General features: G+C 39.5%; 22 protein-coding genes. 18 read left to right on the top strand and 4 right to left on the bottom strand.

All coding sequences use genetic code 11. The features are described from left to right. Nucleotides 1-173: 173 nt before the first annotated feature. The 5 genes from FC65_RS02555 to FC65_RS02535 all read left to right on the top strand — a co-directional run bounded on the left by FC65_RS02555 (nt 174) and on the right by FC65_RS02535 (nt 6,107). Nucleotides 174-536, top strand: a complete 363-nt coding sequence (locus FC65_RS02555) for a TraX family protein (RefSeq protein WP_056971433.1) — start codon at nt 174-176, stop codon at nt 534-536. A gap of 297 nt (nt 537-833) precedes the next feature. Further along, the gene (locus tag FC65_RS02550; RefSeq protein ID WP_056971432.1) at nt 834-1,115 is read left to right on the top strand and encodes an autorepressor SdpR family transcription factor; all 282 of its coding nucleotides are present in this window, start codon (nt 834-836) and stop codon (nt 1,113-1,115) included. Further along, a complete protein-coding gene (locus tag FC65_RS02545; protein WP_056971431.1) occupies nt 1,102-1,740 on the top strand; it encodes an SdpI family protein in 639 nt (212 codons plus the stop codon). The genes FC65_RS02550 and FC65_RS02545 overlap by 14 nt, the downstream gene beginning before the upstream one ends. Nucleotides 1,741-2,000: 260 nt before the next feature. Beyond that, nucleotides 2,001-4,820 (top strand): YhgE/Pip domain-containing protein, encoded by a 2,820-nt coding sequence (locus tag FC65_RS02540; protein WP_235803062.1) that lies wholly within the window; start codon nt 2,001-2,003, stop codon nt 4,818-4,820. Between the two features lie 375 nt (nt 4,821-5,195). Beyond that, the gene (locus FC65_RS02535) at nt 5,196-6,107 is read left to right on the top strand and encodes a phosphatase PAP2 family protein (protein WP_056971429.1); all 912 of its coding nucleotides are present in this window, start codon (nt 5,196-5,198) and stop codon (nt 6,105-6,107) included. A gap of 115 nt (nt 6,108-6,222) precedes the next feature. Here the strand turns inward: FC65_RS02535 and FC65_RS02530 are convergent, their stop codons facing one another. Further along, nucleotides 6,223-7,077, bottom strand: a complete 855-nt coding sequence (locus FC65_RS02530; protein ID WP_056971428.1) for a patatin-like phospholipase family protein — start codon at nt 7,075-7,077, stop codon at nt 6,223-6,225. 215 nt (nt 7,078-7,292) lie between these two features. Here FC65_RS02530 and FC65_RS02525 point away from each other — a divergent pair, with 215 nt between their 5' ends. The 5 genes from FC65_RS02525 to FC65_RS02505 all read left to right on the top strand — a co-directional run bounded on the left by FC65_RS02525 (nt 7,293) and on the right by FC65_RS02505 (nt 11,272). Next, on the top strand, nt 7,293-7,493 hold the full coding sequence (locus tag FC65_RS02525) for a hypothetical protein (RefSeq protein ID WP_235803061.1): 201 nt from the start codon (nt 7,293-7,295) through the stop codon (nt 7,491-7,493). A gap of 113 nt (nt 7,494-7,606) precedes the next feature. Continuing rightward, nucleotides 7,607-7,792 carry a hypothetical protein gene (locus tag FC65_RS02520; RefSeq protein WP_056971427.1) on the top strand — a complete coding sequence of 62 codons (186 nt, stop codon included), beginning with the start codon at nt 7,607-7,609 and terminating at the stop codon, nt 7,790-7,792. A gap of 383 nt (nt 7,793-8,175) precedes the next feature. Next, nucleotides 8,176-8,856 carry an aggregation-promoting factor gene (apf, locus tag FC65_RS02515; RefSeq protein WP_056971426.1) on the top strand — a complete coding sequence of 227 codons (681 nt, stop codon included), beginning with the start codon at nt 8,176-8,178 and terminating at the stop codon, nt 8,854-8,856. Nucleotides 8,857-9,024: 168 nt separating this feature from the next. Further along, nucleotides 9,025-10,383 carry an aspartate kinase gene (locus tag FC65_RS02510; protein WP_056971425.1) on the top strand — a complete coding sequence of 453 codons (1,359 nt, stop codon included), beginning with the start codon at nt 9,025-9,027 and terminating at the stop codon, nt 10,381-10,383. Nucleotides 10,384-10,771: 388 nt separating this feature from the next. Continuing rightward, nucleotides 10,772-11,272, top strand: a complete 501-nt coding sequence (locus FC65_RS02505) for a phosphatidylglycerophosphatase A family protein (RefSeq protein ID WP_056971424.1) — start codon at nt 10,772-10,774, stop codon at nt 11,270-11,272. A 182-nt stretch (nt 11,273-11,454) separates the two neighbouring features. Here the strand turns inward: FC65_RS02505 and FC65_RS02500 are convergent, their stop codons facing one another. The 3 genes from FC65_RS02500 to FC65_RS02490 are packed head-to-tail and all read right to left on the bottom strand — an operon-like array spanning nt 11,455 to nt 14,429. Continuing rightward, the gene (locus FC65_RS02500; protein WP_056971423.1) at nt 11,455-12,366 is read right to left on the bottom strand and encodes a C40 family peptidase; all 912 of its coding nucleotides are present in this window, start codon (nt 12,364-12,366) and stop codon (nt 11,455-11,457) included. A 49-nt stretch (nt 12,367-12,415) separates the two neighbouring features. Next, nucleotides 12,416-13,354 (bottom strand): L-lactate dehydrogenase, encoded by a 939-nt coding sequence (locus FC65_RS02495; RefSeq protein WP_056971422.1) that lies wholly within the window; start codon nt 13,352-13,354, stop codon nt 12,416-12,418. Between the two features lie 52 nt (nt 13,355-13,406). Next, complete coding sequence (locus FC65_RS02490) at nt 13,407-14,429, bottom strand: branched-chain amino acid aminotransferase (protein WP_056971421.1); 1,023 nt, start codon at nt 14,427-14,429, stop codon at nt 13,407-13,409. 801 nt (nt 14,430-15,230) lie between these two features. Between FC65_RS02490 and FC65_RS02485 the strand changes: the two genes are divergently transcribed. From FC65_RS02485 to FC65_RS02460, 8 genes are all read left to right on the top strand, one after another. Next, nucleotides 15,231-15,800, top strand: a complete 570-nt coding sequence (locus FC65_RS02485) for a recombinase family protein (RefSeq protein ID WP_056971420.1) — start codon at nt 15,231-15,233, stop codon at nt 15,798-15,800. Nucleotides 15,801-15,877: 77 nt separating this feature from the next. Next, the gene (locus tag FC65_RS12305) at nt 15,878-17,002 is read left to right on the top strand and encodes a cation:proton antiporter (RefSeq protein ID WP_235803060.1); all 1,125 of its coding nucleotides are present in this window, start codon (nt 15,878-15,880) and stop codon (nt 17,000-17,002) included. Further along, complete coding sequence (locus FC65_RS12300; protein WP_235803059.1) at nt 17,003-17,977, top strand: cation:proton antiporter; 975 nt, start codon at nt 17,003-17,005, stop codon at nt 17,975-17,977. It abuts the gene before it with no gap. Nucleotides 17,978-18,235: 258 nt separating this feature from the next. Next, entirely contained in the window at nt 18,236-19,903 is a 1,668-nt protein-coding gene (locus FC65_RS02475; protein ID WP_056971419.1) for a glycoside hydrolase family 13 protein, read from the top strand. Between the two features lie 127 nt (nt 19,904-20,030). Next, a complete protein-coding gene (locus FC65_RS11775) occupies nt 20,031-20,180 on the top strand; it encodes a hypothetical protein (protein WP_156408559.1) in 150 nt (49 codons plus the stop codon). Between the two features lie 284 nt (nt 20,181-20,464). Beyond that, on the top strand, nt 20,465-21,514 hold the full coding sequence (locus tag FC65_RS02470) for a PTS sugar transporter subunit IIC (RefSeq protein WP_010495073.1): 1,050 nt from the start codon (nt 20,465-20,467) through the stop codon (nt 21,512-21,514). A 26-nt stretch (nt 21,515-21,540) separates the two neighbouring features. After that, entirely contained in the window at nt 21,541-22,146 is a 606-nt protein-coding gene (locus tag FC65_RS02465; RefSeq protein WP_056971418.1) for a sugar O-acetyltransferase, read from the top strand. A gap of 119 nt (nt 22,147-22,265) precedes the next feature. Next, on the top strand, nt 22,266-22,754 hold the full coding sequence (locus FC65_RS02460; protein ID WP_056971417.1) for a GNAT family N-acetyltransferase: 489 nt from the start codon (nt 22,266-22,268) through the stop codon (nt 22,752-22,754). Nucleotides 22,755-22,823: the final 69 nt, after the last annotated feature.

The raw sequence follows: 22,823 nt of genomic DNA, 5'->3' as shown, positions 1-22,823 counted from the left end.
CACAAACTTCTTGACACTCCCAGTCTCCTAGAGAAGACGGTCAATTTTGAAAAAGTAGTTTTGATAAATAATATTTTCCGCGATTTGTTTATCGGGGTGATGTTTATGACAGAAATCGATCAATTTCAGGCAGCCAAACACTAAACATTTGGTTAGGGACCTTGTGGTGTGCTTTGCCATTTATTTTCACAGTTATCGCTACTGTAATAGTTGGCAATCGTTTAATACCCTTAGTAGTAATGCAAATAGTAGTCGGCTTTTTTCCAGCCATTATTTTAGCTGAAAATAACTTTAAGGTTTTATTGCTTCCATTATTACACCTATTCAGAGATAATCGTAAGATCCAGTGTTTATTGATTGCCTTAACCGCACTGATCTATGGAATATTTGGAGCAAATCAGTGGATAATGATTTTTGCTATTATTCCAATTTGGTTCTATAACGGACAAAAGGGTCCAGGAATGAAATACCTCTTTTACATCTTCTATCTGGCTCATATTGCAATATTATATGTGCTGGCGGCATTTTTATATTAAAAAAGTAAAATGCTCAATAGTGATATTTGATTGCCAAGTTGCATAGTCAGGGTTTCTGAAAGTATTCATACAAAAACTTAAATAAACAGTGAAAAGTAAGTCTTAACTTAAAAAATGTGTTGTAGGGATCTATCTGTTGATTTCTGTAGCACATTTTTTTGTTCAATGTATATATTTAAAGTTAGTCCGAGTTAACACTTTTTCAGAATTAAAATGTTGCCTAGCTGTTGACTGGCAGTTTTACTGTACATTTGATATAATCCTAATTAGAAAGTTATCTAATTAGGAGGGAGAGCTATGAGTTTTGAGATAAGTTTTAAAGCACTCTCTGACCCAGCTCGCCGAGAGATATTACAATTATTAAAGAACGGAAGAATGTCTGCTGGAAAGATCAGTCAGCATTTTGCTATGACTGCGGCTACAGTTTCTTATCATTTAAAAGTACTAAAAAAAGCGGACTTGATTTGGGAAGAAAAAGAGAAAAATTTCATTTACTATGACTTGAATACATCGATTCTTGAAGAAATTATGGCTTGGTTTGAGGATCTGAAGGAGAATAGGACAAATGAAAAAAGATAAAGAAATAAAGACGATCGTGGGTTCTTTCTTATTAACTTTGGCTCCAATTATAGTTGGTATTTTACTATGGAATAAACTGCCAGACCAAATAGCTACCCATTTTACGCTGCATTCTGGTCAGCCAAATGGGTGGAGTAATAAAGCGATGGCAGTTTATGGCTTTCCGCTAGTCATGGCTGCTGTGCAGTTATTTGTAGTGGTATTTACGAATCTAGATAAGCATAAAAAGAATATTGATGGCAAGATTTTAAAAGTGATCTATTGGATCGTGCCGTGGATCGAATTCGTTACGACGATTATGATTTTTGGTTATTCTCTTGGATACCAAATGAATTCTGATGCCACTTCAAATTTATTATTGGGAGTAGTTTTTATCGTTTTGGGTAATTACTTGCCAAAGGTCAAACAAAACAAAACGATGGGATATCGTGTTTCCTGGACGCTTAACAGTAAAGAAAACTGGCGAAAAACCAACCGCTTAGGAGGATGGATATTTGTCATTTGTGGGATCATTTTCTTGGCAAATATTCTTCTCCAGCAAGAATGGTTAATAATCGTTCCGTTAATTATGGCAGTGATCATTCCTCTGACGTATTCATATGTCTTACACCGCAAGGGTATTTAATGATAGTTGATCGAGTTTTTAGGAAAACTCGGTTGGCTTATTTTTTTTACTAAATTTTTTTTGAAAAATTTATTCAAAAGTGTTGTCTTTTATGGACATTGAGAGTATATTATGGATTGTTGAAGTCTATCAACTAAATATATAAATGAAGATTTATACGATGAATGCGCAGAAAATCAAGCTTTTGCGTTAATTCTTTGTTTAAAGAAGGGTAATTTTATAGTCTTTCAAATTTGGCATAGGAGTGAATTTCAGTGAAAATGATCAAAAAGGAGTTCGGCATGATCTGGGAGCATAAGATCATTCTGGCTACTTTGCTAGGAATTATGTTTATTCCTTTTTTATATTCGGTGTTCTTCTTAAAGTCTGTCTGGGAGCCATATGAAAATGCTGATAAGTTACCCGTGGCGGTCGTTAACGATGACCGACCGGTAACTTTTCAAGACAAGCAATTAGATGTTGGTGACCAACTAGTTGCCAATATGAAAAAACAGGATGGATTAGAGTGGCATTTTGTTAGCGCACAAAAGGCCAAGGAAGGTATGTCACATCATAAATACTATATGGTAGTGACTGTTCCTAAAAACTTTTCTAAAAACGCGGCGACAGTTCTGAATGATAAGCCGCAGAAAATGAATTTAAAGTATCAAACCAATGATTCATTGAACTATATTGGTCAGGCCCTCACTAAGGAAGCTGCCGGCCAGTTAAAGAACAAGGTCAGTAAAACTGTTTCAACTGCATACGCTGATACGATGTTCGGTGTAGCCAAGCAAGTCGGTGCAGGACTTGGCAAAGCTGCTAAGGGCGCTGTCAAACTAAGCGATGGATCTAAGGCATTGTCAAATGGATTAACAACATATACGGCTGGTGTTAAAAACTTAAATGATGGTGTGATGACCTTGCATGCCGGAGTTGAACCTTTAAGTGCGGGCATTGTCCAACTTGCTGACGGTTCTTTGGTATTAGATAAAGGGTTACACACATATACAGCTGCTGTGAGCCAAGTAAATCATGGTGCCCAGGCTTTACGAGCAGGTACAGTACCTTTAGCTAGTGGGGTTAGTCAATTGCAAAACGGTGCCCAGACTTTAAATGTGGGTATCAACCAATATACCGGTGCTGTGGGTCAGTTGAACGGTGGTTTGCAACAATTGGCTGGAAAATCTAATCAGTTGCAACAAGCTGCCGGCCAGTTATCTCAGTTACCGCAAGGTGTTGCTAAAACTTATGTTTTGGGTAACACTGTCTATCATTCAGTCGAAGTGCTAAAGGGACGATTAAAAGAACAGTCGCCTAAAATTACGGCTGCTCAGAAATTAAATAGCTTGATGACACCGAAAAACAAAAAACTATTGGCTGATTTGAGTACAACAACTGATGAAATGAACAATAGGATCACTAATATTAGTACAAAATTGGATGGTTTAACGGAGCAATTGGATTCAATTGGTGCTAATGACAGGGATAGTTTTGTCAAAGCTCAGCAAGTTTTGGATGTAATTGAAAAGGTAATTGAAAAGTTGCCAGCACAGCAGAAAGAACAGATGGCTGGATCTCAGGAGGATCTGAAGCAGATCAAAAGAAATAGTCAAGAAAATCGCAAGACCTTGAAAAAAATCCAGGCTATTCAAGGAACGGTTGCTGGGGCTAAGGCCGAGTTGAGCGATGCACAAAAATCATTACCTGATTTATTGAAGCTAACTGGTCAAATCAAACACTTATCAACAGGTATGAATAGTCAAGGCGAAACGATGGATGTTGCGACTATGACGAAAAAGTTGGCAGAACTTGAAAGTGCTGCTAACAAATTGAAATCAGCTTCAACTCAATTAAATGCTCGTGTTAATGGGCCGAAATCTAATGGAATATATCATTATACGACTGATCCCAATCAGATTCTAGTTCAAATTTCACAAATTGCCGATCAATCATCATTACCAACGAAGTTGAATGGTTTAACGCAGTATACTAATGGTGTGAAAACCGCTGCTAATGGGGCTTCACAGTTGAACCAAAACGGTACCCAATTACGTGGCGGAGCGAGTCAGTTAAATGGCGGCTTAACTGCGATGGGCGCACAAGTTCCAGCATTAGTCGGCGGCATTAATACGTTAGCTAATGGCACGAGTCAGTTGAATGCTAATGGGGGCCAATTAGTTTCTGGAGCAGACACGCTTGCTGGTGGGATCGGGCAGTTAAATGCACAAGTACCGACTTTAGTTAACGGGATCGATACTCTAGCGAATGGTTCTGCACAATTAGCAGGAAATTCTGATAAATTAAATGGTGCGTCTGGCCAAGTTGCCAAAGGTACGGGTACTTTGTCTAAGAGTTTGAAAGATGGTGCTAAAGAGGTCAACTCAACTAACCTGGGCAAGAGAAATGCGCAGATGTTTGCTGCCCCAACGAGACTACAGCACAGTAACTACAGTAAGGTTCCTAACTATGGTTTTGCATTAGCACCATATATGTTGTCTGTTGCTTTGTATGTTGGAGCATTGGTCTTCAACTTAGTTTATCCGTTACGTAAAATGGGCGGTGACGATAGTACAGCTAATGAATGGTTTGGCAGCAAAGTCGCTATTGGTGGCGTAGTTGCTGTAGCTAATGCCTTGGTCGAATTGTTATTGATGATGGCTGTCGGTTTGACACCGCAAAATGTTGGTGGCTTTCTGTTAAACGGGATCATGTTCTCGTTGGCCGCGATGTATATCGTCATGTTGCTGTCTATTGTATTTGAGAATCCAGGCCGATTTATTGGAATGATTTTGTTAGTGATTCAATTAGGTGCCAGTGGAGGTTCATTCCCAATTGAAATTACGACCGGAATGAACGGCTTTTTCCAAGCAGTCAATCCATTCTTGCCAATGACCTGGTCAGTGTATTCATTCCGCGAGTCCTTAACTGGTGGGTTCGGCAGTGGACAGATCACACAGTCATTCTTGATTTTATTGATTTTTATTGTAGTATCCTTAGTATTACTGTGGGTAGCTACACAAGTGTTACACAATAAAGTCACCTATGAACCAGGGCCAAGTTCTGTAGTACAAGAAAGCGGTAATGGGGACAAAGAGTAAAGCAAGTAAAAAACAAAGCAAGGCCAGAAACTCAGAATATGATACTAACAGACTCACACGCTATAGTTTTAGCATTGTAGAGTGGAAGTTGATAAAATACAATTTTTTATCATATTGAGCGGTTCTTTAGATAGGGGTAAGCGCAAAATAACTCATGAAATGAGAGTTATCTTTTGCGCTTTTTTATTTGCAGGTATAAGCAAATTGTGTGGTTGACGAATTTGAGTCTAATGTATGGTTTGGAATAAATAGCTTTGAAATTACAAAATACAGCATTTTTTACACAATACTTACGTAAAGGTCAATTTTTTTTACTTTTTCAGTCTAAGCTAAACTAGTAGTTTAGCTTAAAGTTTATTTGAGAGGAGAATTGATATGTCATTTTCACAACAAAAGAAACTTTTTAGTATTAGTACAGTAATTTGTGTGGTTTTACTAGTGATTGCTGCATTTGGGGACCTGTGGATCAGTAACATGGTCATTAATTATCGCAGCGTTTTTGGTACTTTATTTCAAAGTGTGGGTGAGTTTCCGCAATATTTGATTTTCGTGATCAGCGGTCAAATTGCTTTGACGTTTGCTTTTAAAATACAAGGATCTGTTTTATTCAAATGTTTGTTGGGGAGTGGGGGACTGGCAGTATCAGGATGGCAGCTAAAACAATACTTAAATGAAGTTGAAAGTTATTTTCTTTCGGTCAGCTCAAATCTTGATCAGCATAAGCCGATCGGTCTTGCCAATAGTGATAATGCGGCTGTTGCTTTGAGCGTAGGCAAAGCTTATTGGATCTGGCTGCTTATTTTCGTCATTTTGACTGTTGCCTTTCAGTACTGGCTGGGTCATTTTCAACTGGAAACGATCCAACGTTTATTGTTAGTCGCTATTTTTGCTTCACTAACTGTCTGGTTTTCGCTTCAAGTTAATCAGGGGTTAAAAGAGATCTGGGGACGTGTTCGTCCTTATGAATTAAATAAAACACAGAGTAATTTTACTAATTGGCTAACTATTAATGGAGTCACAGGACATATGTCTTTTCCTTCGGGACACACACAAGCAGCCACATTATTGATCGTTTTTTCATGGTTCTTTAAGGGAAAAACACAAAAAGTCTGGTGGATCAGCGGCATTGTTTATGGGGCATTGATGGGACTCTCACGTGTAGTTATTGGCGCACATTTTATGTCTGACGTTGTTTTTTCATTCTTCTTAACAGCTGTGATCATTTACATTTTCCGCCAGTTATATTATCAGTATGCTGACGAAAAACAATCAAAAGAAATGAAATGAGTTTGTTAAAAATAGTTTGGTTATGTAGCCTCCTACTAATGAAGTGGGAGGTTTTTTGCGCAAAAATGGTCGTTTTGCATATCTTTCAATAAGCTAACGACCACGATACATGTATTTATTTTGTTAGATATTTTTTTAGTGCAGGCATTTGTTCAACGATCGTTTCCGTTCCTTTATGGTAGAGATCGATCAACTTTGAATCATCTCTTTCAAAGTGAGAGACAGTAACAGGAGCTGCGGGACGCAACACGAAGATCTTACCTTCTTTTTCGAGCTTTTCAAGTTCATTTAAAGATTGATTGTAATGTTTGGGACGATCTATAAATGCCTGAACAAAATTAGGATATTGTTTATACCTTCTTTTGATCATGTTATTCATGGCCGCACCGTTTTCAGGCTTGCGATAGCCGAGATCTCTAGTAACCACAACGACGATCTTGTCGTAGCCGAGTTCTTGCGCACGTTTAAAGGGGATCGAATCGGCGATCCCGCCATCCAAATAATGTTGTCCATCGATCAAGCGAATATCTGACAGTAATGGAATACTCGAAGAAGCCTTAATAGCTTCGACTTGGTCATTGTCTGCTTGTTTGCGAAAAATTTGAGCTTCGCCGGTTTCGCAGTTAGTAGCGGTTATCTCAAATACTTGTTGGCTGTGACGATATGTATCCCAGTCGAACGGACTATATGCAAAGCAATCTGGCGAAAAAAGAAAGTCTAGGTTAAAAATTCCTCCATTATTCCACAGGTTGCTGACGCTGATATAACGTTTGTCATGCAAAAAGTGAAGGTTGATATTAGATGAACGATTACGTTGTTTAGAAATGTAATTCATTGCGCAAAGCGTTCCTGCTGAAACGCCATGTACGTATTCAAATTCAACGTCATGTTCTAGAAAGTAATCAAGGATAGAACTGGTAAAAAAAGAACGTAAAGCTCCACCCTCAAGGATCAAAGCAGCTTTTTCCAAAATATAAACACTCCCATTTTGGATTTGAACCATGTATTGTTATTTGCATAAATAAAAAAACTTTTTGTCTGACATGCACGAAAACAAAATTCGATATACAATATAGTATAGTTCTATGATAACAAAATTTAATTATAATGTTTAGAATTTTAGTATGTGGACTGCACGATCTGTGTTGACTTTGCGAGGTACGGCTGGCTTGAGGAGGTTCATTCATGTTTGAAAGAAAAAGTTTACGATTAACTCTTAAAGGAAAAAAGTTCTATTATCAGGCAGAAGAATTGCAATCCCAAGAAGTTGCGGATCGCAACCGGTACGTGATCTTGTTTCCTAGTTTGAAAAAGGTTAAGGACTTTGATAAGACAAGTCGTAATGCACATATGACTATCAGAAACTATTTTGGCTCATACCATTAGGTCGTTCGGATAAGTTTCGAATTCCACCGTTCAAGCTTGAAAAGTCCCAACGATGAAAATCTGTATAGTGGTTTGTTGACAGTCCAAGAAGTTGACAGAAGGAGTTAAATGAGATGAGTTTTTCAAAGAAAATTATTGCATTTTTATTATTAACAGTCGCTACGTTTGCAGTATTAGGCTATGTTTTGTTTTTATGTACTTATGTTATATTAAACTTTAGTTGGCAAGTCTTGTTGCTTGCCGTGGCTGGAGCGCCAGTTTTTCTATTCTTTTTTAAATTTCTTTGGCATGATATTTAGCAGACTTAGGCTTTTGTTTCTTTTTTGTGAGAGGGGCAAAGGCTATTTTTACGGAAACAGAACTTGAAAGATTTTCTTTTTTCAAAAAACAAACAAAATTTTGTAAAATTCTTGCGGCTAGATCCGAAATTTGTAATAAAGTAAAGATTGCATATGGGGTCGTCAAGGCTAGTTTTTTATCTCGTCTTGATAGAGCAAAGCGGTAATACTATTACAAAAAATTACAAATAGTTGGAGATTTTACAAAATAAAGCTTCTTTTTAAATCGAGTGTTATTTGCATGTAACCTCTATTTCTTATACTAGGCATCGTTGAATCAAAAAAGCGGTGTAAGCACATCGCTAGTAAGTCTAGGCATAAAGTTATAGGAGTGTATAAGAATAATGAAATTTAAAAAGACGTTATTAACAGTTACAGCAGCTGTCGGTATGCTCACAGCAGGGTCTCTTGCAGCTAATGCTGATACAGTTACAGTTAAAGCAGGGGATACAATTTCATCGATCGCTAAAGAAAATAATGTTACTGTTTCTTCGATTGAAAAAGCTAATGATCTTTCCAATATTAACATGATTTACATTGGTCAAGAGATCGAAGTTGGCGAAAATGGACAAGTAACTTCAACTCAACCACAACAACAAGCTGCTGTTGCACAGACACCTGCAAAACCAGCTCAATCAAATCAGGTACAGCCTAAAGCACAGGCGCCGGTACAACAAAAAGTACAGCCGCAACAAACTTCTCAAGGGCAGGTACAGCCGCAGCAAGCACAAGCACAAACAAAAGTTGTTGTTCAACAAGCAGCTTCTCAGCCTGCCACAACTTCAAATAACTCAGGTAGTTCTTCTGAAGCAGCTGCTAAAGCCGCAATAGCTGGCCGCGAATCTGGTGGATCATACTCCGCTTCAAATGGTCAGTATTACGGCAAGTACCAATTAGACAAGTCCATGTTAAACGGGGACCTTTCTGAAGCTAATCAAGAAAAAACAGCTGATAATTACGTTAATAGCAGATATGGTTCATGGTCAAATGCTTTGAAGCATTCAGATCAGTATGGGTGGTACTAATATTAACTGAGTATTTCTCAAAACAAATAAATATTTTTTCATACACTAAGCAAGGATGTTTTTAAAACTTTCTTGCTTTTTTATTGAAAAAATTTTGAAAACCACCTTAATTTTTGCTATTGTATTAGATAAATTAAAATTAAATTAGAATTAGGTAGGTGTGGTCTCGTGAAGGTAGTAAAGTTTGGTGGAAGTTCTCTTGCAGACGGTGTTCAGTTAACGAAGGTCCTGAATATTATTAAAGCTGATCCAGATAGAAAAATTGTTGTTGTTTCCGCTCCTGGGAAACGATTTGCCACGGACCAAAAAATTACGGACCTTTTGATCAAACTAGCCGGACAAGTGCGCATAGGTAGTGACTATCAGCAGACACTTGCTGTGGTCAAAGAACGCTATGACGCGATCATTCAGCAACTTTCACTAGGAACGAAAGCAGTAGAGTTGATCGACAGGAATTTTGCACAATTATTGCATAGTGAGTATGCTTCCTTTTCAGAACAACTAGATGCTTTTAAAGCTAGCGGGGAAGACAATAATGCCCAGCTTGTTGCGTTGTTTTTTGAGCAAAGCGGTTTGCCCGCCAAATATATCAGTCCAAAAGAAGCCGGCTTATATGTTACTGATGAACCTGGACACGCCCAGATCCTATCAGAAACGTATGATAACTTGGCTCGGCTTAAAGATACGTCAAAGTGTATTATTTTTCCTGGGTTCTTTGGAGTTACAAAAAACGGCAAGAAAGTGACATTTGCTCGCGGCGGTTCGGACATTACCGGTGCTGTTTTAGCCAATGGAGTGCATGCAGACCTCTACGAAAACTTCACAGATGTTGATGCGATCTATGCTGCAGATCCGCGTTACGTTACGAAACCGCAACAGATCCAGCATTTGACCTATCGTGAGATGCGCGAACTTTCATACTCGGGCTTTTCAGTGTTTCATCATGAAGCGATCCGTCCTGCTATCATGGCCAATATTCCGATCGAAGTTAAAAACACTAATAATCCAACGGCCCCAGGAACATTGATCACTAAAGAAAAACCGCTCGATGCAAATGACGTTACGGGTGTCGCTGCTTCACACGGTTTTGAGTCGATCTACATTTCAAAGTATTTGATGAATGATGAAGTTGGTTTCGGTTCAACAGCTTTAGAAGTTATGGCTCAACGCGGGATCAGTGTGGAACATATGCCGACTGGGATCGATGAAATGTCATTGGTAGTCAAGGAAAAACAAATCAATGATTCACAAGAAGAGGAATTATTGGCGGAGCTTAAGGAACGGCTGCAGGCTGATGATGTGCATCGGCAAACTAATTTAACGCTGATCATGGTGGTTGGTGAAAAAATGGCAACTACGATCGGCACTGCTGCTAAAGCGATGACTGCTCTAGCCAATGAAGGTATTGGTATTAGACTGTTTAATCAAAGCTCTTCGGGGATCAGCATTATGTTTGCTTTAGAAGAAAAAGATGAAAAAAAAGCCATCCAAGCATTATATGAAACCTTTTTTAATGAAAAAAAGTGAAAAAAGATTAGCAGGTGGTGACTGGCAGTCTCTTGGGGTGTACAACGCGACAAAAAATTCCGGAAATTATTTCTGAATTTTATTAGGCATGAAATTTAAAAAGCCGCCCGCATGGGGACGACTGTCGTAGAGAAGTGCAAAGGTTTAACTACCTTCATGTATACGATAACATACTACCTGGGAATTGTTGACAAATAAGCTCATAGAAAGGGTTAATTTCCAGTTAAAGCTTTTTCTTTGAATATCTGAAGAGCATGCTGTAAAGTCGAATATGTAGTGTTCATTTACATGGCCTGAGCAGTAATTTTGAAAAGAGCTGTGTTTTTAACTGCACCTAATTTTAAAAAATAAAAAATAAGCAGAAACCCAGATCGAAAGGAGAATAAGTGTGAGAACAAAAGATTTTAAATATCCAGATAAAGCTGCATTTGACTTTGTGGTAGGAGAACTTGCTAAAAGAGAGATCACCATGGCGACGATCGCAGATATTGCTTTTGATTTGCAAAAGGATTTTTATCCTGGGGCGAAAAAGGAAGAATTTCTCGATGCAGCTAACGAAGTTTTGCATAAACGTGAAGTGTTAAATAATGCGATGGTGGCTTTGGAGCTTGATCGCTTGGCAACGGAAGGTCAGTTAAAACAACCGTTGCAAAACATCGTTGCTAATGACTCTGGGGTTTTTGGAGTTGATGAATCATTAGCTGTAAGTATCGCCAATATTTATGGGACGATCGGGGTCACGAATTTTGGGTATCTCGACCGGGTCAAAAACGGTGTTATCAAGGAATTGGATACGCAAAAAGATGGACGAGTAAATACTTTTATTGATGATCTGATTGGCGCATTGGGTGCGGCAGTCGCGGCTAAGATGGCTCATCAATATGCTTAATACAAAATAATAGGAATGCCAGTGGTCTGTGAAGACGTACTGGTATTTTTTGTGTTGCTGAAAAAAACAGCGGCGCAGCATTGAAAAAAGTGGTATGCAGCCGCAAAATTAATGTCACACTTAGATAAAGTCACCGCAAAAAACAGTTCAAAAAGCGAACTGTTTTTACATCTAACTATAATTTATTTATTTTCTGCTTGGTTCCAGTATCTGCGGTAACCAGCGTATTCTGCAGCAAACTTTGGTTCAGTTAATTTAGCAATATCGACTTTTTTCCTGGGTGTACGTGACTCGATCATTTCGCCGTTGCCGATGTACATGCCGACATGATGGACAGAGCCAGTTCCATGCTCATAGGCAAAGAAGATCAAGTCACCAGGTCGGATCGCATCAACTTCGATCGGTGCACCGCTTAATTGTTGATCATCGGCATCCCGCGGGATCGTTACGCCTATTACTCGATGGAGTCCGTAAGCTAAACCAGAACAGTCATAACCGTAAGAACTGATCCCTCCCCAAATATAGCGCATGCCTAAGAACTGTCGACTGATGTTGACCATCGTTTCACCGTCGTTTTTACCGACCAACTCCTCAGGAATCTGAGTGGCTTTTCTGTCTACAAAGCCGATCCCTAATGGTGTTGCTACTTTGACCTTACAATTATCTGCCGTCAATTTTTCAAGTTTCGTTCCCAGTGTCAATTCAGTAAGTGGTGAATGCTGTTCATCATATAGCGGTGTTGATTTCACACAGATCGTCACGCTTGTTACTGCATTTTCCTGTTCGGTACTTGCAGATGTTAATGATGCTGTCGGCACCCAACCCGGATAGCCCTTGCTATTTTGATGGGTCGGCTGGTCCACGGCAATTACTTTAGACCATTCACCATCCTGCTCTTCCAGTATTACTTTATCATTAAAAAGCAACTGGCTATCGATCATATTATCATCACATAATTGAATCGTTTCTTGATCTGACATTTCAGTGGACCAGTCTTTAGCATTGCCAGCCAATATTTTTTGGTCGATCGGGCGTATTTTATCTTTTGAACGCCAAAGATTTGTCACGGGAACTTTAACTCTTAATTTCTCCATTTTTATGGTCCTTTCAGATAACTGTCAGGTCAGTCTACTGCAAAAATTGTTAATTAGTTTGTTTTTCCAGCGTTTCTGCTAGTTTTTGTTTAATGTAGTCTGCCGATAGTTGTAATTTTCTTTTTTCTTCATCAGTTAAGTCTAACTGAATTTTTTCCTCTATACCGTTTTTACCAATAATTGCCGGATATGACAAGTAAGTTGCATATTCTTCCTGAAAATTCGAAACAGGTAATTCGCTATGCGCGTTATTGATAATATCTCTTGCCAAATGCACAGCTGCTGCTGAGATCCCGTAGTTAGTGTATTTTTTACCTTTTAGCACTGTAAACCCGCCATCACGCGCCGCTTGATCGATATCTTCCAAGCTAAGTCCCTTTTGTGCAGCAATTTTTGTAATTGGATGTCCCAAAGCGCGGACTGTTGACCAAGCTGTAAATTGTGAATTTCCGTGTTCGCCTAAATTATAGCCGCTGACAGATCGTGGATCTATCTTTAGCTGGCTTGCCACTGCACGTTTCATACGGGCTGAATCTAGTAAAGTACCGGTCCCAATAACTTGATTTTGTGGGAGTCCAGTATACTTTTGATAAAGAGAAGTGATGACATCACACGGATTGGTGATCACGATCAATACTCCGTTAAAGCCAGAAGCTTTGATTTGAGGTGCAACTTCACGCACAGCTGAACTTGTAAATGGCAACTCAGCAAAGCGGTCGTTTGTTTTACTCTCGTTGGGCAATCTGATATTTCCGACGGCTGAAATTACGATGTCAGCGTCTGCTAATTGTGAGTAATCATTGATCGTGATCTCAGTATGATGATCAATATTAGCTAAAGCATCAGTGAAATCAATTGCATCTGCAGTCACTTTTTCTTTATTTTTATCTATCAAAACTAATTGGTCAGCCAGACCTTCAAGTACGATATGATGGGCCACTGCTGCACCGACATTTCCAGTCCCGATAACACCAATTTTTCTTGCCATAAATTTCTACCTCCAATCAAGATGAACTTGTTTGTTAAGCACAATGCTGCATTTACTCGATCGTTTGGACCCAGCCTTCTGGACTCGGTCTGTCTCCATATTGAATGTCGATCAATTCGTTATAAAGCTTGGTAGTCACAGGTCCAGTCTTTTCTTCATCGTAAAAGACATGTTTTTTGTCTCCGTCTGTGATCGAACCTACTGGAGAGATCACAGCAGCTGTCCCCATCGCACCAGCTTCAACAAATTGGTCAATATCTGCAAACTTGATATGTGTTTCGATCGGATCGAGTCCTTGGCGTTTTGCAACTTCTAACAAGGAACGTTTGGTGATCGAGGGCAAGATCGAATTCGATTTTGGTGTTACAAACTGGCCTTCTTTAGTGATGCCGAAGAAGTTAGCACCGCCAAATTCATCAATATATTTGTGTTCACGTGGATCTAAGAAGAGACAATCGGCAAAGCCTTCCTTGTGTGCTTGGATCGATGCGATCAAACTGCTTGCATAGTTGCCGGAAGTTTTAGCTTGGCCAGTCCCTGCGTAGGCTGCACGGTCGTATTTGCTGACCATATATGGAGCAGGGCTCAGGCCGTTCACATAAGCTCCCACCGGGGTTGCATATACATGGTATGTAAACTCTGTGGCAGGTTGAACGCCCACAACGGTCGTTGTTCCGATCATAAACGGCCGAATATACAGAGTACCACCGCTTTCGTAAGGCGGGATAAAGTCCTCGTTGGCTTTAACGATCTGTTTGATAGAATCTACGAAGGCATCGACCGGATAGGCTTCCATTCCCAACCGTTTGGCAGAATTTGCCAAACGTTCTGCGTTTAATTCAGGACGAAAAAGATTGATCTTGCCGTCTTTGCGTCGGTAAGCCTTCAGTCCTTCAAAAATTTCTTGACCATAATGGAGGACTTCAGCACCTTCCGACAGTTCGATCGTTGATTTTTCGGTCAGTTGACCTTTTTGCCACTTGCCATCTTTGAATTTAGCTTCAAAGCTGTAAGGAAGATCGTGATATTCAAACCCCAAGTTATTCCAATCCAAATTCTTTGCATTTTCTTTCATAAACGTGTGTCCTCCTTTGATATTTAACATAAAATCAACTAACAACGACAAAAAACGCCCTATAAGACCTATTGGCCTTATAGGGCGTTTCCACGGTACCACCTATTTTTCTCATCAAGTTGAGATGAGCTCAGTTACAATTATGGGTTAATAATTATAAATTCCCTAATAATGGGGGGTAACCAGTAAAAACTACTTTATCACTTTTACCGCATCAGAGGTGAGAGGTTACTGTTTAGCAATGCTTCCTTGCAGCAAACGGAAGCTCTCTGAATTACTGTAAAAGTAACGATCCTCGTCAAAGCGTTTTTCATCGTTGTTTAATTAACTTTTAATTTAACGCAGCGACAAACGATTGTCAAACTTTTTTCTGAAAAAATTGGGAAATTTGAAGTAGTCCCTGCTTAAGAATCTTATAAAAACAAAAATTTTATAAAAGGTATGCAAAATTTGTAATTCGTGGTATACTAAATCTGGTGATATTTTTCACATAAATTTCTCTCTCTTGCCTAACCGAGGTCACGGTTAGGCTATTTTATTGTGTCAAGGATTTTTAAAGGGTATTTTGAGAAAATTTAAATGAAGAATAACTGTCACGGTGTGAATTAAACATAAATTTGCTAACTAATCACAAGCGAATAAATAAATTGTTTCAAAATTATGTAAACAATTTATTGGCTCATAAAGTACATATTTTTTGACCATAAAGTCTGAAATTGATATACTTAATAGGTCGGTTTAAGTTTTTATTTTTATGTAATTGATAGGTTTAAAAAGATTTATGACGAAGAGGAAACGTCTATGAAATATGGTTACGTTCGTGTTTCACTTTGTGGGCCAAGTAAAATTGAGCAGCAAAGAGAAATACTAGCGCATGGTGTTTTAAAAGAAAATATTTTTTATGATAGGGTTGATGCGATCTCGACTCGCGGAGTTGAATTGGTCAATCTTTTAGAAAAAATGAATCCACATGATGTCTTGGTTGTTACCACTCTTGATCGAATTGCTGAGTCGCCTAAACAGTTGGCTCAGTTTTGCAGATCCCTGGTCAGGGGTGGAATTTTTATAGATGTTTTGGACCTTGGTACTATTGATGATTCAACTGCGGGTAAATTAATTTTGGAGACACTGGAAAAAGTCGTTCTTTTAGAAGAGATCGAGTACAAAGAACGTTCTATAGCAGGCAAAAAACGCGCAAAAATGCGGAATCAAAATTACCACGAAGGTCGACCGCCTGCCCTGATAACAAAGGAAAAACGTCATGCTTATATGTTACTGAAACAATACACTTACCAACAAGTTGCAAAAAAAACAGGCTTTTCAGTTTCAACGCTTAAGCGGATCAAAAATAAGATCGAAAAAAATGATTAGGTATTGAAATTTCTGTCCTACACAACTCGATAGTAAGGCAGTTGTTAAGAGCTAATATTGGGAGAGTGATTTTATACGTGCATATTATAGAAATAATTATTGTGCTGGCGCTTTTGATCCTGCTATCAAATGTGATCAGCCACTACTTACCAGCGATACCGCTGAGCTTGATTCAAATCGTATTAGGACTTCTGACCTCGCTAAGCGGTCAATTTGAAATTAATTTGAGTCAGGATTCGTTTTTGCTAATTTTTATTGCCCCATTGCTTTATACTGATGGACGACGTTTTCCTAAGGGAGAACTTTGGCGGATGCGAGTGCCGATCTTGGGAAACGCGATCTTGCTGGTCTTTTTGACGACTATTGTGGGCGGCTATTTGATTTACCAGATCGTTCCCAAAATCCCGCTGGCTGAAGCTTTTGCGTTAGCGGCAATTTTGTCGCCAACAGATCCGATCGCTGTTCAATCGATCGCCAAACGAACTAAACTACCAGACTCCGTTTTACACTTAGTCAGCGGTGAAAGCCTGATCAATGATGCGTCTGGTTTGGTGGCATTTAGATATGCCCTAGCTGCTGTATTGACGGGGACTTTTTCTTTGGCTGCAGCGTCTGGTAATTTTATCTATATTGGTGTTATTGGTATCATTTTGGGTGTTGTTTTATCGCGTTTATTAGACTCGATCCAAGAGTTACTGTTAAGAAATGGCGTCGACGATGTTGTTTTCCACACGGCGATCCAGTTAGTCAGCCCCTTTTTGATTTATATCTTGATCGAAGAAGTTTTCCATGCTTCTGGTGTGATCGGGGTGGTTGCAGCCGGAGTCACTACCCAATTTGGTAAAACTCGCTCGGTCGAATATCGTCCTGAATTGCGTGTTGTTTCGAGTACGACTTGGGATGTTTTAAACTACTTATTGAATGGTTTTGTTTTTATGTTACTAGGAAATGTCTTGCCCACGGCTATGAGAAATGTGATCGAAGGTGATCGCTTTAGCACACTCCAGGCTGTTAGTTTTGCTTTTCTAACTTGGATCATTATTTTAGTAATTCGTACTATTTGGTCATATGTCTATCAGATCTTTCCAAGTAAGAAAAACAAGGGAAAGAAAAAAGGTGCTGTTCGTTATTCCTTACTGACTGGTTTGTCAGGGGTCAGAGGTGCCGTTACGATGGCGGGTATCTTGTCATTACCTTTGTGAATGCCTAGTGGAGCTGTTTTTCCTGAAAGAGATCTGGTTTTATTTATCGCTTCTGGGGTCGTGGTTTTTAGTTTGTTGGCAGCAGTGATCACTTTGCCTTTAGTAGCACCAAATGCCGGACCGATCGTAACTCGTGGTAGTTCGATCGATGAGGTTCAAGAAGATCAAGAAGAGGAAGAAGAATTACCGCAATATCTCACAGACAATGAAGCGTATTTGATTATTGTTCAAACGGCAATATCAAGCTTGAATGAGAAAAGAACTCCAAAAAATCAGCGTGCAGCTTATGAATTAATGCTTGATTATCAAAATTTAGAGCGGCAGATCTCCATGGAGATCAGGGATGATGACCAGGTAGAAAAAGCGCTTGGACAAGAGGCAAGATTACGGCAAGTTGCGATTGCTGGCGAACGTGCGGCAATCGAGCGGTTGTATAAGAACAAACAAATCAGTGCTACGACTTATCAAGATGCATTGTATCGAGTGGAGCAAGAGACCAATAATACGAACCGGCTGACAGAACGGCCCAAATTAAGTATTGTTTTAGATCTTCGAAAAGCCAAACGATTCTTTCATCGTTTTTTTCGTCTGAAACGTTCAGCACAAGAGGATGTGGTCTTAGTTAAAGAAGCACGTTTGGCTGATCGTGAAGCCGCTAAAGCCGCGATCAAGGCTCTTTCACGTTATGTTTCTAGTGAAAAAGTGGATAATAGTAAGATCAACCGAAATACGATCTATCATTTAGTCATCATGTATCGTAATAGGATCGAACGTTTAAAAGGAAAGTCTAATTTTGAATTTACGGAGTATCAAAAACAACGGTCCCGTTTGCAAATAGTTGCTTTAGGTGCACAACGTGCTTCAGTTCAATCTATGCTTGAAACTGGGCGGATCACGCGGAAGAATGCCGCCAAATTACGAACCTATATTAACTATTCAGAAAATGCACTTACCTTGGACGTTGAAGGTGACTAAGACAATTTGAGCTGCTTATTCCTTAATGGGATAGGCGGCTTTTTTTGTACAGAACACGAACAATTAAAGCATTTTGGCCCTGACCACAGCGGAATATGAAAGTTACATTAGAAAAAAATTCTAAGGCTGTGGTATTTATAATTCCTATGATAAAGTGAACCTATATAAGCAAGACTATTTCATTTTGCTTGGTAGGGCTTAAGAGACACATTTTGTCTGTGAGCTAATTTAAGTGCAGAGCACAAGGAGGTTTTTCTATTGAGTTCAAATTGGTTTAAAGACGCGGTGGTTTACCAGATTTATCCTCGCAGTTTTCAGGACAGTAATAATGATGGGATCGGTGATTTAAACGGGATCAAACAACGGTTGCCTTATTTGAAAAAATTAGGTGTTGATGTTTTGTGGCTGAATCCGATTTATCAGTCTCCTGATGTGGATAATGGTTACGATATTGCTGATTATGAAAAAATCCAGCCTGATTTTGGGACGATGACTGATTTTGATCAGCTATTAGCGGCAATTCACGAAAATGGGTTGAAGCTGGTTATGGACTTGGTCGTTAACCATACTTCTGACCAACATAAATGGTTTCAAGAAAGTAAGAGGTCACAAGATGGACCATACGCGGATTATTACATTTGGCGCGATCCGGTCGACGGACATGAACCAAATAATTGGGGGGCCTCCTTTAATGGTTCAGCCTGGACATATGTGCCAGAACGTGGGCAGTATTACTTGCACCTATTTGCACCTGAACAGCCGGATCTGAATTGGGAAAATGAAGAGGTACGCCAACAAGTTTATTCTTTGATGCGTTTTTGGCTTGACAAGGGGATCGATGGATTTCGGATGGATGTTATCAACATGATCTCTAAAGTCCCAGGTTTACCTGATGGACCATTGGCCCAGGGCGCCGTTTATGGAGATAGTAGTAAATTTACAACTAATGGTCCCCGGCTCAATGAATTCTTGCAGGAAATGAATCGTGAAGTTTTGTCTCAGTATGATGTTATGACCGTCGGCGAGATGCCTGGTGTAACTCCAGAGCTTGCTCAGCAGTATACTTCACTTGCTGGGACTGAATTGAACATGGTCTTTCAATTTGAACACGTTAGTTTAGCAGGCAATCCCGATCGACGGTTGGGTAAATGGAATGATCAACCTATTAAATTAAGTGAATTGAAGAAATCACTTTCTCGGTGGCAGGAAGGCTTAGATGGCAAAGGGTGGAATAGTTTATATTGGAATAACCATGATCAGCCTCGGGCCGTTTCTCGTTTTGCAACTGATGATTCTAAATATCGCGCCAAGGCGGCTAAAATGCTTGGGACAACATTACACTTTTTGCAAGGAACCCCTTATGTTTATGAGGGTGAAGAATTAGGCATGACTAATGCACATTATACACAGTTGCAGCAGTATGAAGATATTGAGTCGTTGAATGCCTTCCACGAATATGTTGAAAAAGAAAAAATCGTTGATGAGCAAACGATGCTGGAATACTTGGCACATATGTCACGGGATAATGCCCGGACGCCAATGCAATGGGATGATACGCAAAATGCAGGTTTTTCTGCTGCAAAACCATGGTTTGCACTTAATCCTAACTACCGAGAAATTAATGCTAAAGATGAATTAGCAGAGCAAGATTCAGTCTTTTACTATTATCAAAAGCTGATCAAGTTGCGACATCAAGAAGCGGTGATCCGATATGGAAGTTATCAATTGCTTGATCCTAAAGATGAACAGGTTTTTGCGTATTTGCGTGAATTTCAAGGTACAACGCTGCTTGTTATCAACAATTTTACGACTGAAACTGTTGAACGTGATTATGATCAAGGAAAGGGCAAGTTGTTGTTAGCTAATTATCCCGCAGGAAAGTTGACCGAATTGCGCCCATATGAAAGTCGGGCATATTTGCTTTAAGTACTGCGATCGTAAAGTAATATGAGCTGAATGTTAGATATTTATGAATTTATGTTGACTTATTTCTAACTAGATGTTAATATTTTTCTAACTTATATATTGCCAACTCAAGTAGGATGATGTCTGGGTGTCAGGAAGTCGGTGGTTGCTGCGAATCGATCAGGGCATGGTTACGAAATACGGCGATTTTAGTGCGGGTGTGCAAGAACCGTTATCAGCTTGTGAGAGTGAGAGTATCAGAAGATATTTTCAAAACTGGGTGGTACCGCGGTCGTAGTAACGAGTCGTCCCTGTTGCATGAAGATGTGACGGGGGCGACTTTTTTTACATATTCTTTTGTCAATGAAAACAATGACCAAGAATGATCTTTTGTCTAACGACTAGAATGCAGAAGCCGATCGTTCACCAGATCGTCAAAGTATTGTCCGATCTAGCACAAAGCACTGCTTTTTTAATGCAGCACATATCCGTAACATTCTGACTCGAATTGTCCGTACTTGAAGGCATAGCCGTTTTAGTAGTCGAACTTTGTTGTTTTATTTTGAGAAAGGGGCAAATTATATGAACAGGAATGTCGATTTAAGAACTTTTGTTATGAATATTTTGAATGGGGTAGCGACTGGGATCGTAGTTGTTTTGATACCAGGGGCTCTTTTATCGGAACTGTTTAAAGCGTTAGTCGGAGTTTTACCGCAATTAACTATTGTGTTGAATGCTTTGAATATGTCTAATTCGCTGATGGGTGTTGTTTGTGGTATTTCGATCGGCATGCGTTTTGGTTTTACCCCGATCGAAAGCTTTTCGCTAGGATTGGCGACACATTTAGCTTCCGGGTCAGTTCTCTTTAAAAATGGTACGATGATCATGAATGGGACGGGTGACATCATCAATATGATGATCACTGCAGCAATAGGTTCTTGCGTGATTTTATTGATCGGTGATAAATTAAAGTCATTTAGTTTGCTTGTGATCCCTCCTGTGTTGCTGGCAATTATTGGAGTAAGTGGTTTGCTGCTCTATCCTTATGTTTCCCAGATCACGGCTTTCATCGGAGTTGGTGTTAAACAATTGACTGCCTTGCAACCGGCTTTGATGTCGGTTTTATTGGCCGAAGTTTTTGCATTATTGATCTTGTCGCCGATCACTACAGTCGGAATCGCATTAGCGGTTTCTTTGTCTGGCTTAGGATCTGGAGCGGCTAATTTAGGGATCTGCGCAGCTGGTTTCGGTTATGCAATTATGGGCTGGAAAGTCAATTCTAGAGGAACAAGTTTGGCAATGTTCATGGGTTCTCCTAAAATGGCCTTGCCGATAGTTATGCGTAATTTCAAAACTTTCATACCTATCGCGGCCAATGCTGCAATATTGGGTCTGCTAGGATACTTTTTCAATATTAAAGGGACACCGATGAGCGCAGGATTTGGGATCAGCGGCTTAGTCGGTCCATTGAATCATATTAATTTGGCGGCTGAAGGGTGGAGTGTTACTAATGTTGTAGTTGCTTTATTGGTCTTTATCATTGCCCCGATATTCTTAGCCCTTTTATTCAAGTACGTATTCACGACTGTTATTCCGCTGGTCAATGAGGAAGACTATCAATTAGATATGTGATCAAATTAGTGTAAAGGAATTTAATTATGACAAATGAAGAAAAGATGCTTGCGGGAAAAATCTATAACTCTGGTGATCTCAATTTGCAAAAGAAACTGACCAGGGCACACCGCTTATGTAAAATATATAACGATACGTTTGATGATGAGACTCAAAGAAGACAGGAAATAGTTGATCAATTGCTGCCAGAGCATGGGGAAAATATTTTCTTACAGGGCCCGATTTTTTTCGACTATGGGTGCAATACTAAAATTGGTACTAATTTTTATGCCAATTTTAATTTAACAGTCTTAGATACTTGTCCAGTTGTTATCGGAGATAATGAATTTTTTGGTCCAAATGTTACCTTGGCAACACCACTGCACGGGTTGTTAGCTCAAGATCGTAATACTCAAGTTATCGACGGACAGAAAACGACATTCGAGTATGGGAAGCCTCTTACGATAGAAGATAATTGCTGGTTGGCTTCAAATGTTGTTGTTAATGGCGGTGTCACGATCGGGGCAGGTAGTGTGATCGGCTCTGGAAGTGTAGTTACACGTGACACTCCAGCTGGCGTTTTAGCTGTCGGAAATCCTTGTCGGGTAGTGCGTAAACTAACAGCTGCTGATCAGATTAAATTAAAAAAATAGCTTTGGTAAAAATATAGGCTCAGAATTCTCAGCATATTTGTGCATTTCAGAGGATATGTTGTGACTAAAGTGTTACTCTGGCAAAACTAGGACTGACAGGTAGTGAGAGGGGAAAAGCGATGATCAAGTTTGGTCCAGCACAAGAAAAAGATCTGTCTGTTATTATGGAAATTGAAAATTCAGGTTTTTCGAACGATGAAGCAGCAACTAAGGACAGCATGTTAGGCAGGATCAAGACAATTTCTGACACCTTCATTGTGGCTTATGATGAACAACGACAGCCGCTGGGATATGTAGTTGGTTCAGCGTCACACGAACGTTATATTTCAGATGAACTATTTGAAAAAACAGTGCCAAATTCACAAGCAGCAAAATATCAAACGATACTCAGTTTAGCGGTTGCACCTGATAAACGAGGATCAGGCCTGGCAGGACAACTGCTTGAACAGCTGGCAGTAGTTGCCCGAAAGCAGAGACGACAGTTAATAACCTTAACTTGTTTAAAAAGACTGATCCCTTTCTATGAAAAACATAGTTATCAAGTCGATGGTATTTCTGATTCTCAACATGCAGGTGAGATCTGGTATAATATGACGCGGATTTTGTGAACAAAAACAGCTCTTGGAAAAAACTTTTCCAGGAGCTGTTTTTTAAGTGCGCCCGGCATGGGCAGTAAC

The organism is Ligilactobacillus acidipiscis DSM 15836 (assembly GCF_001435755.1).
GTDB lineage: Bacteria > Bacillota > Bacilli > Lactobacillales > Lactobacillaceae > Ligilactobacillus > Ligilactobacillus acidipiscis.
Note: the sequence above shows the minus strand (reverse complement) of the source record. Positions and strands in the feature narration are given on the sequence as shown.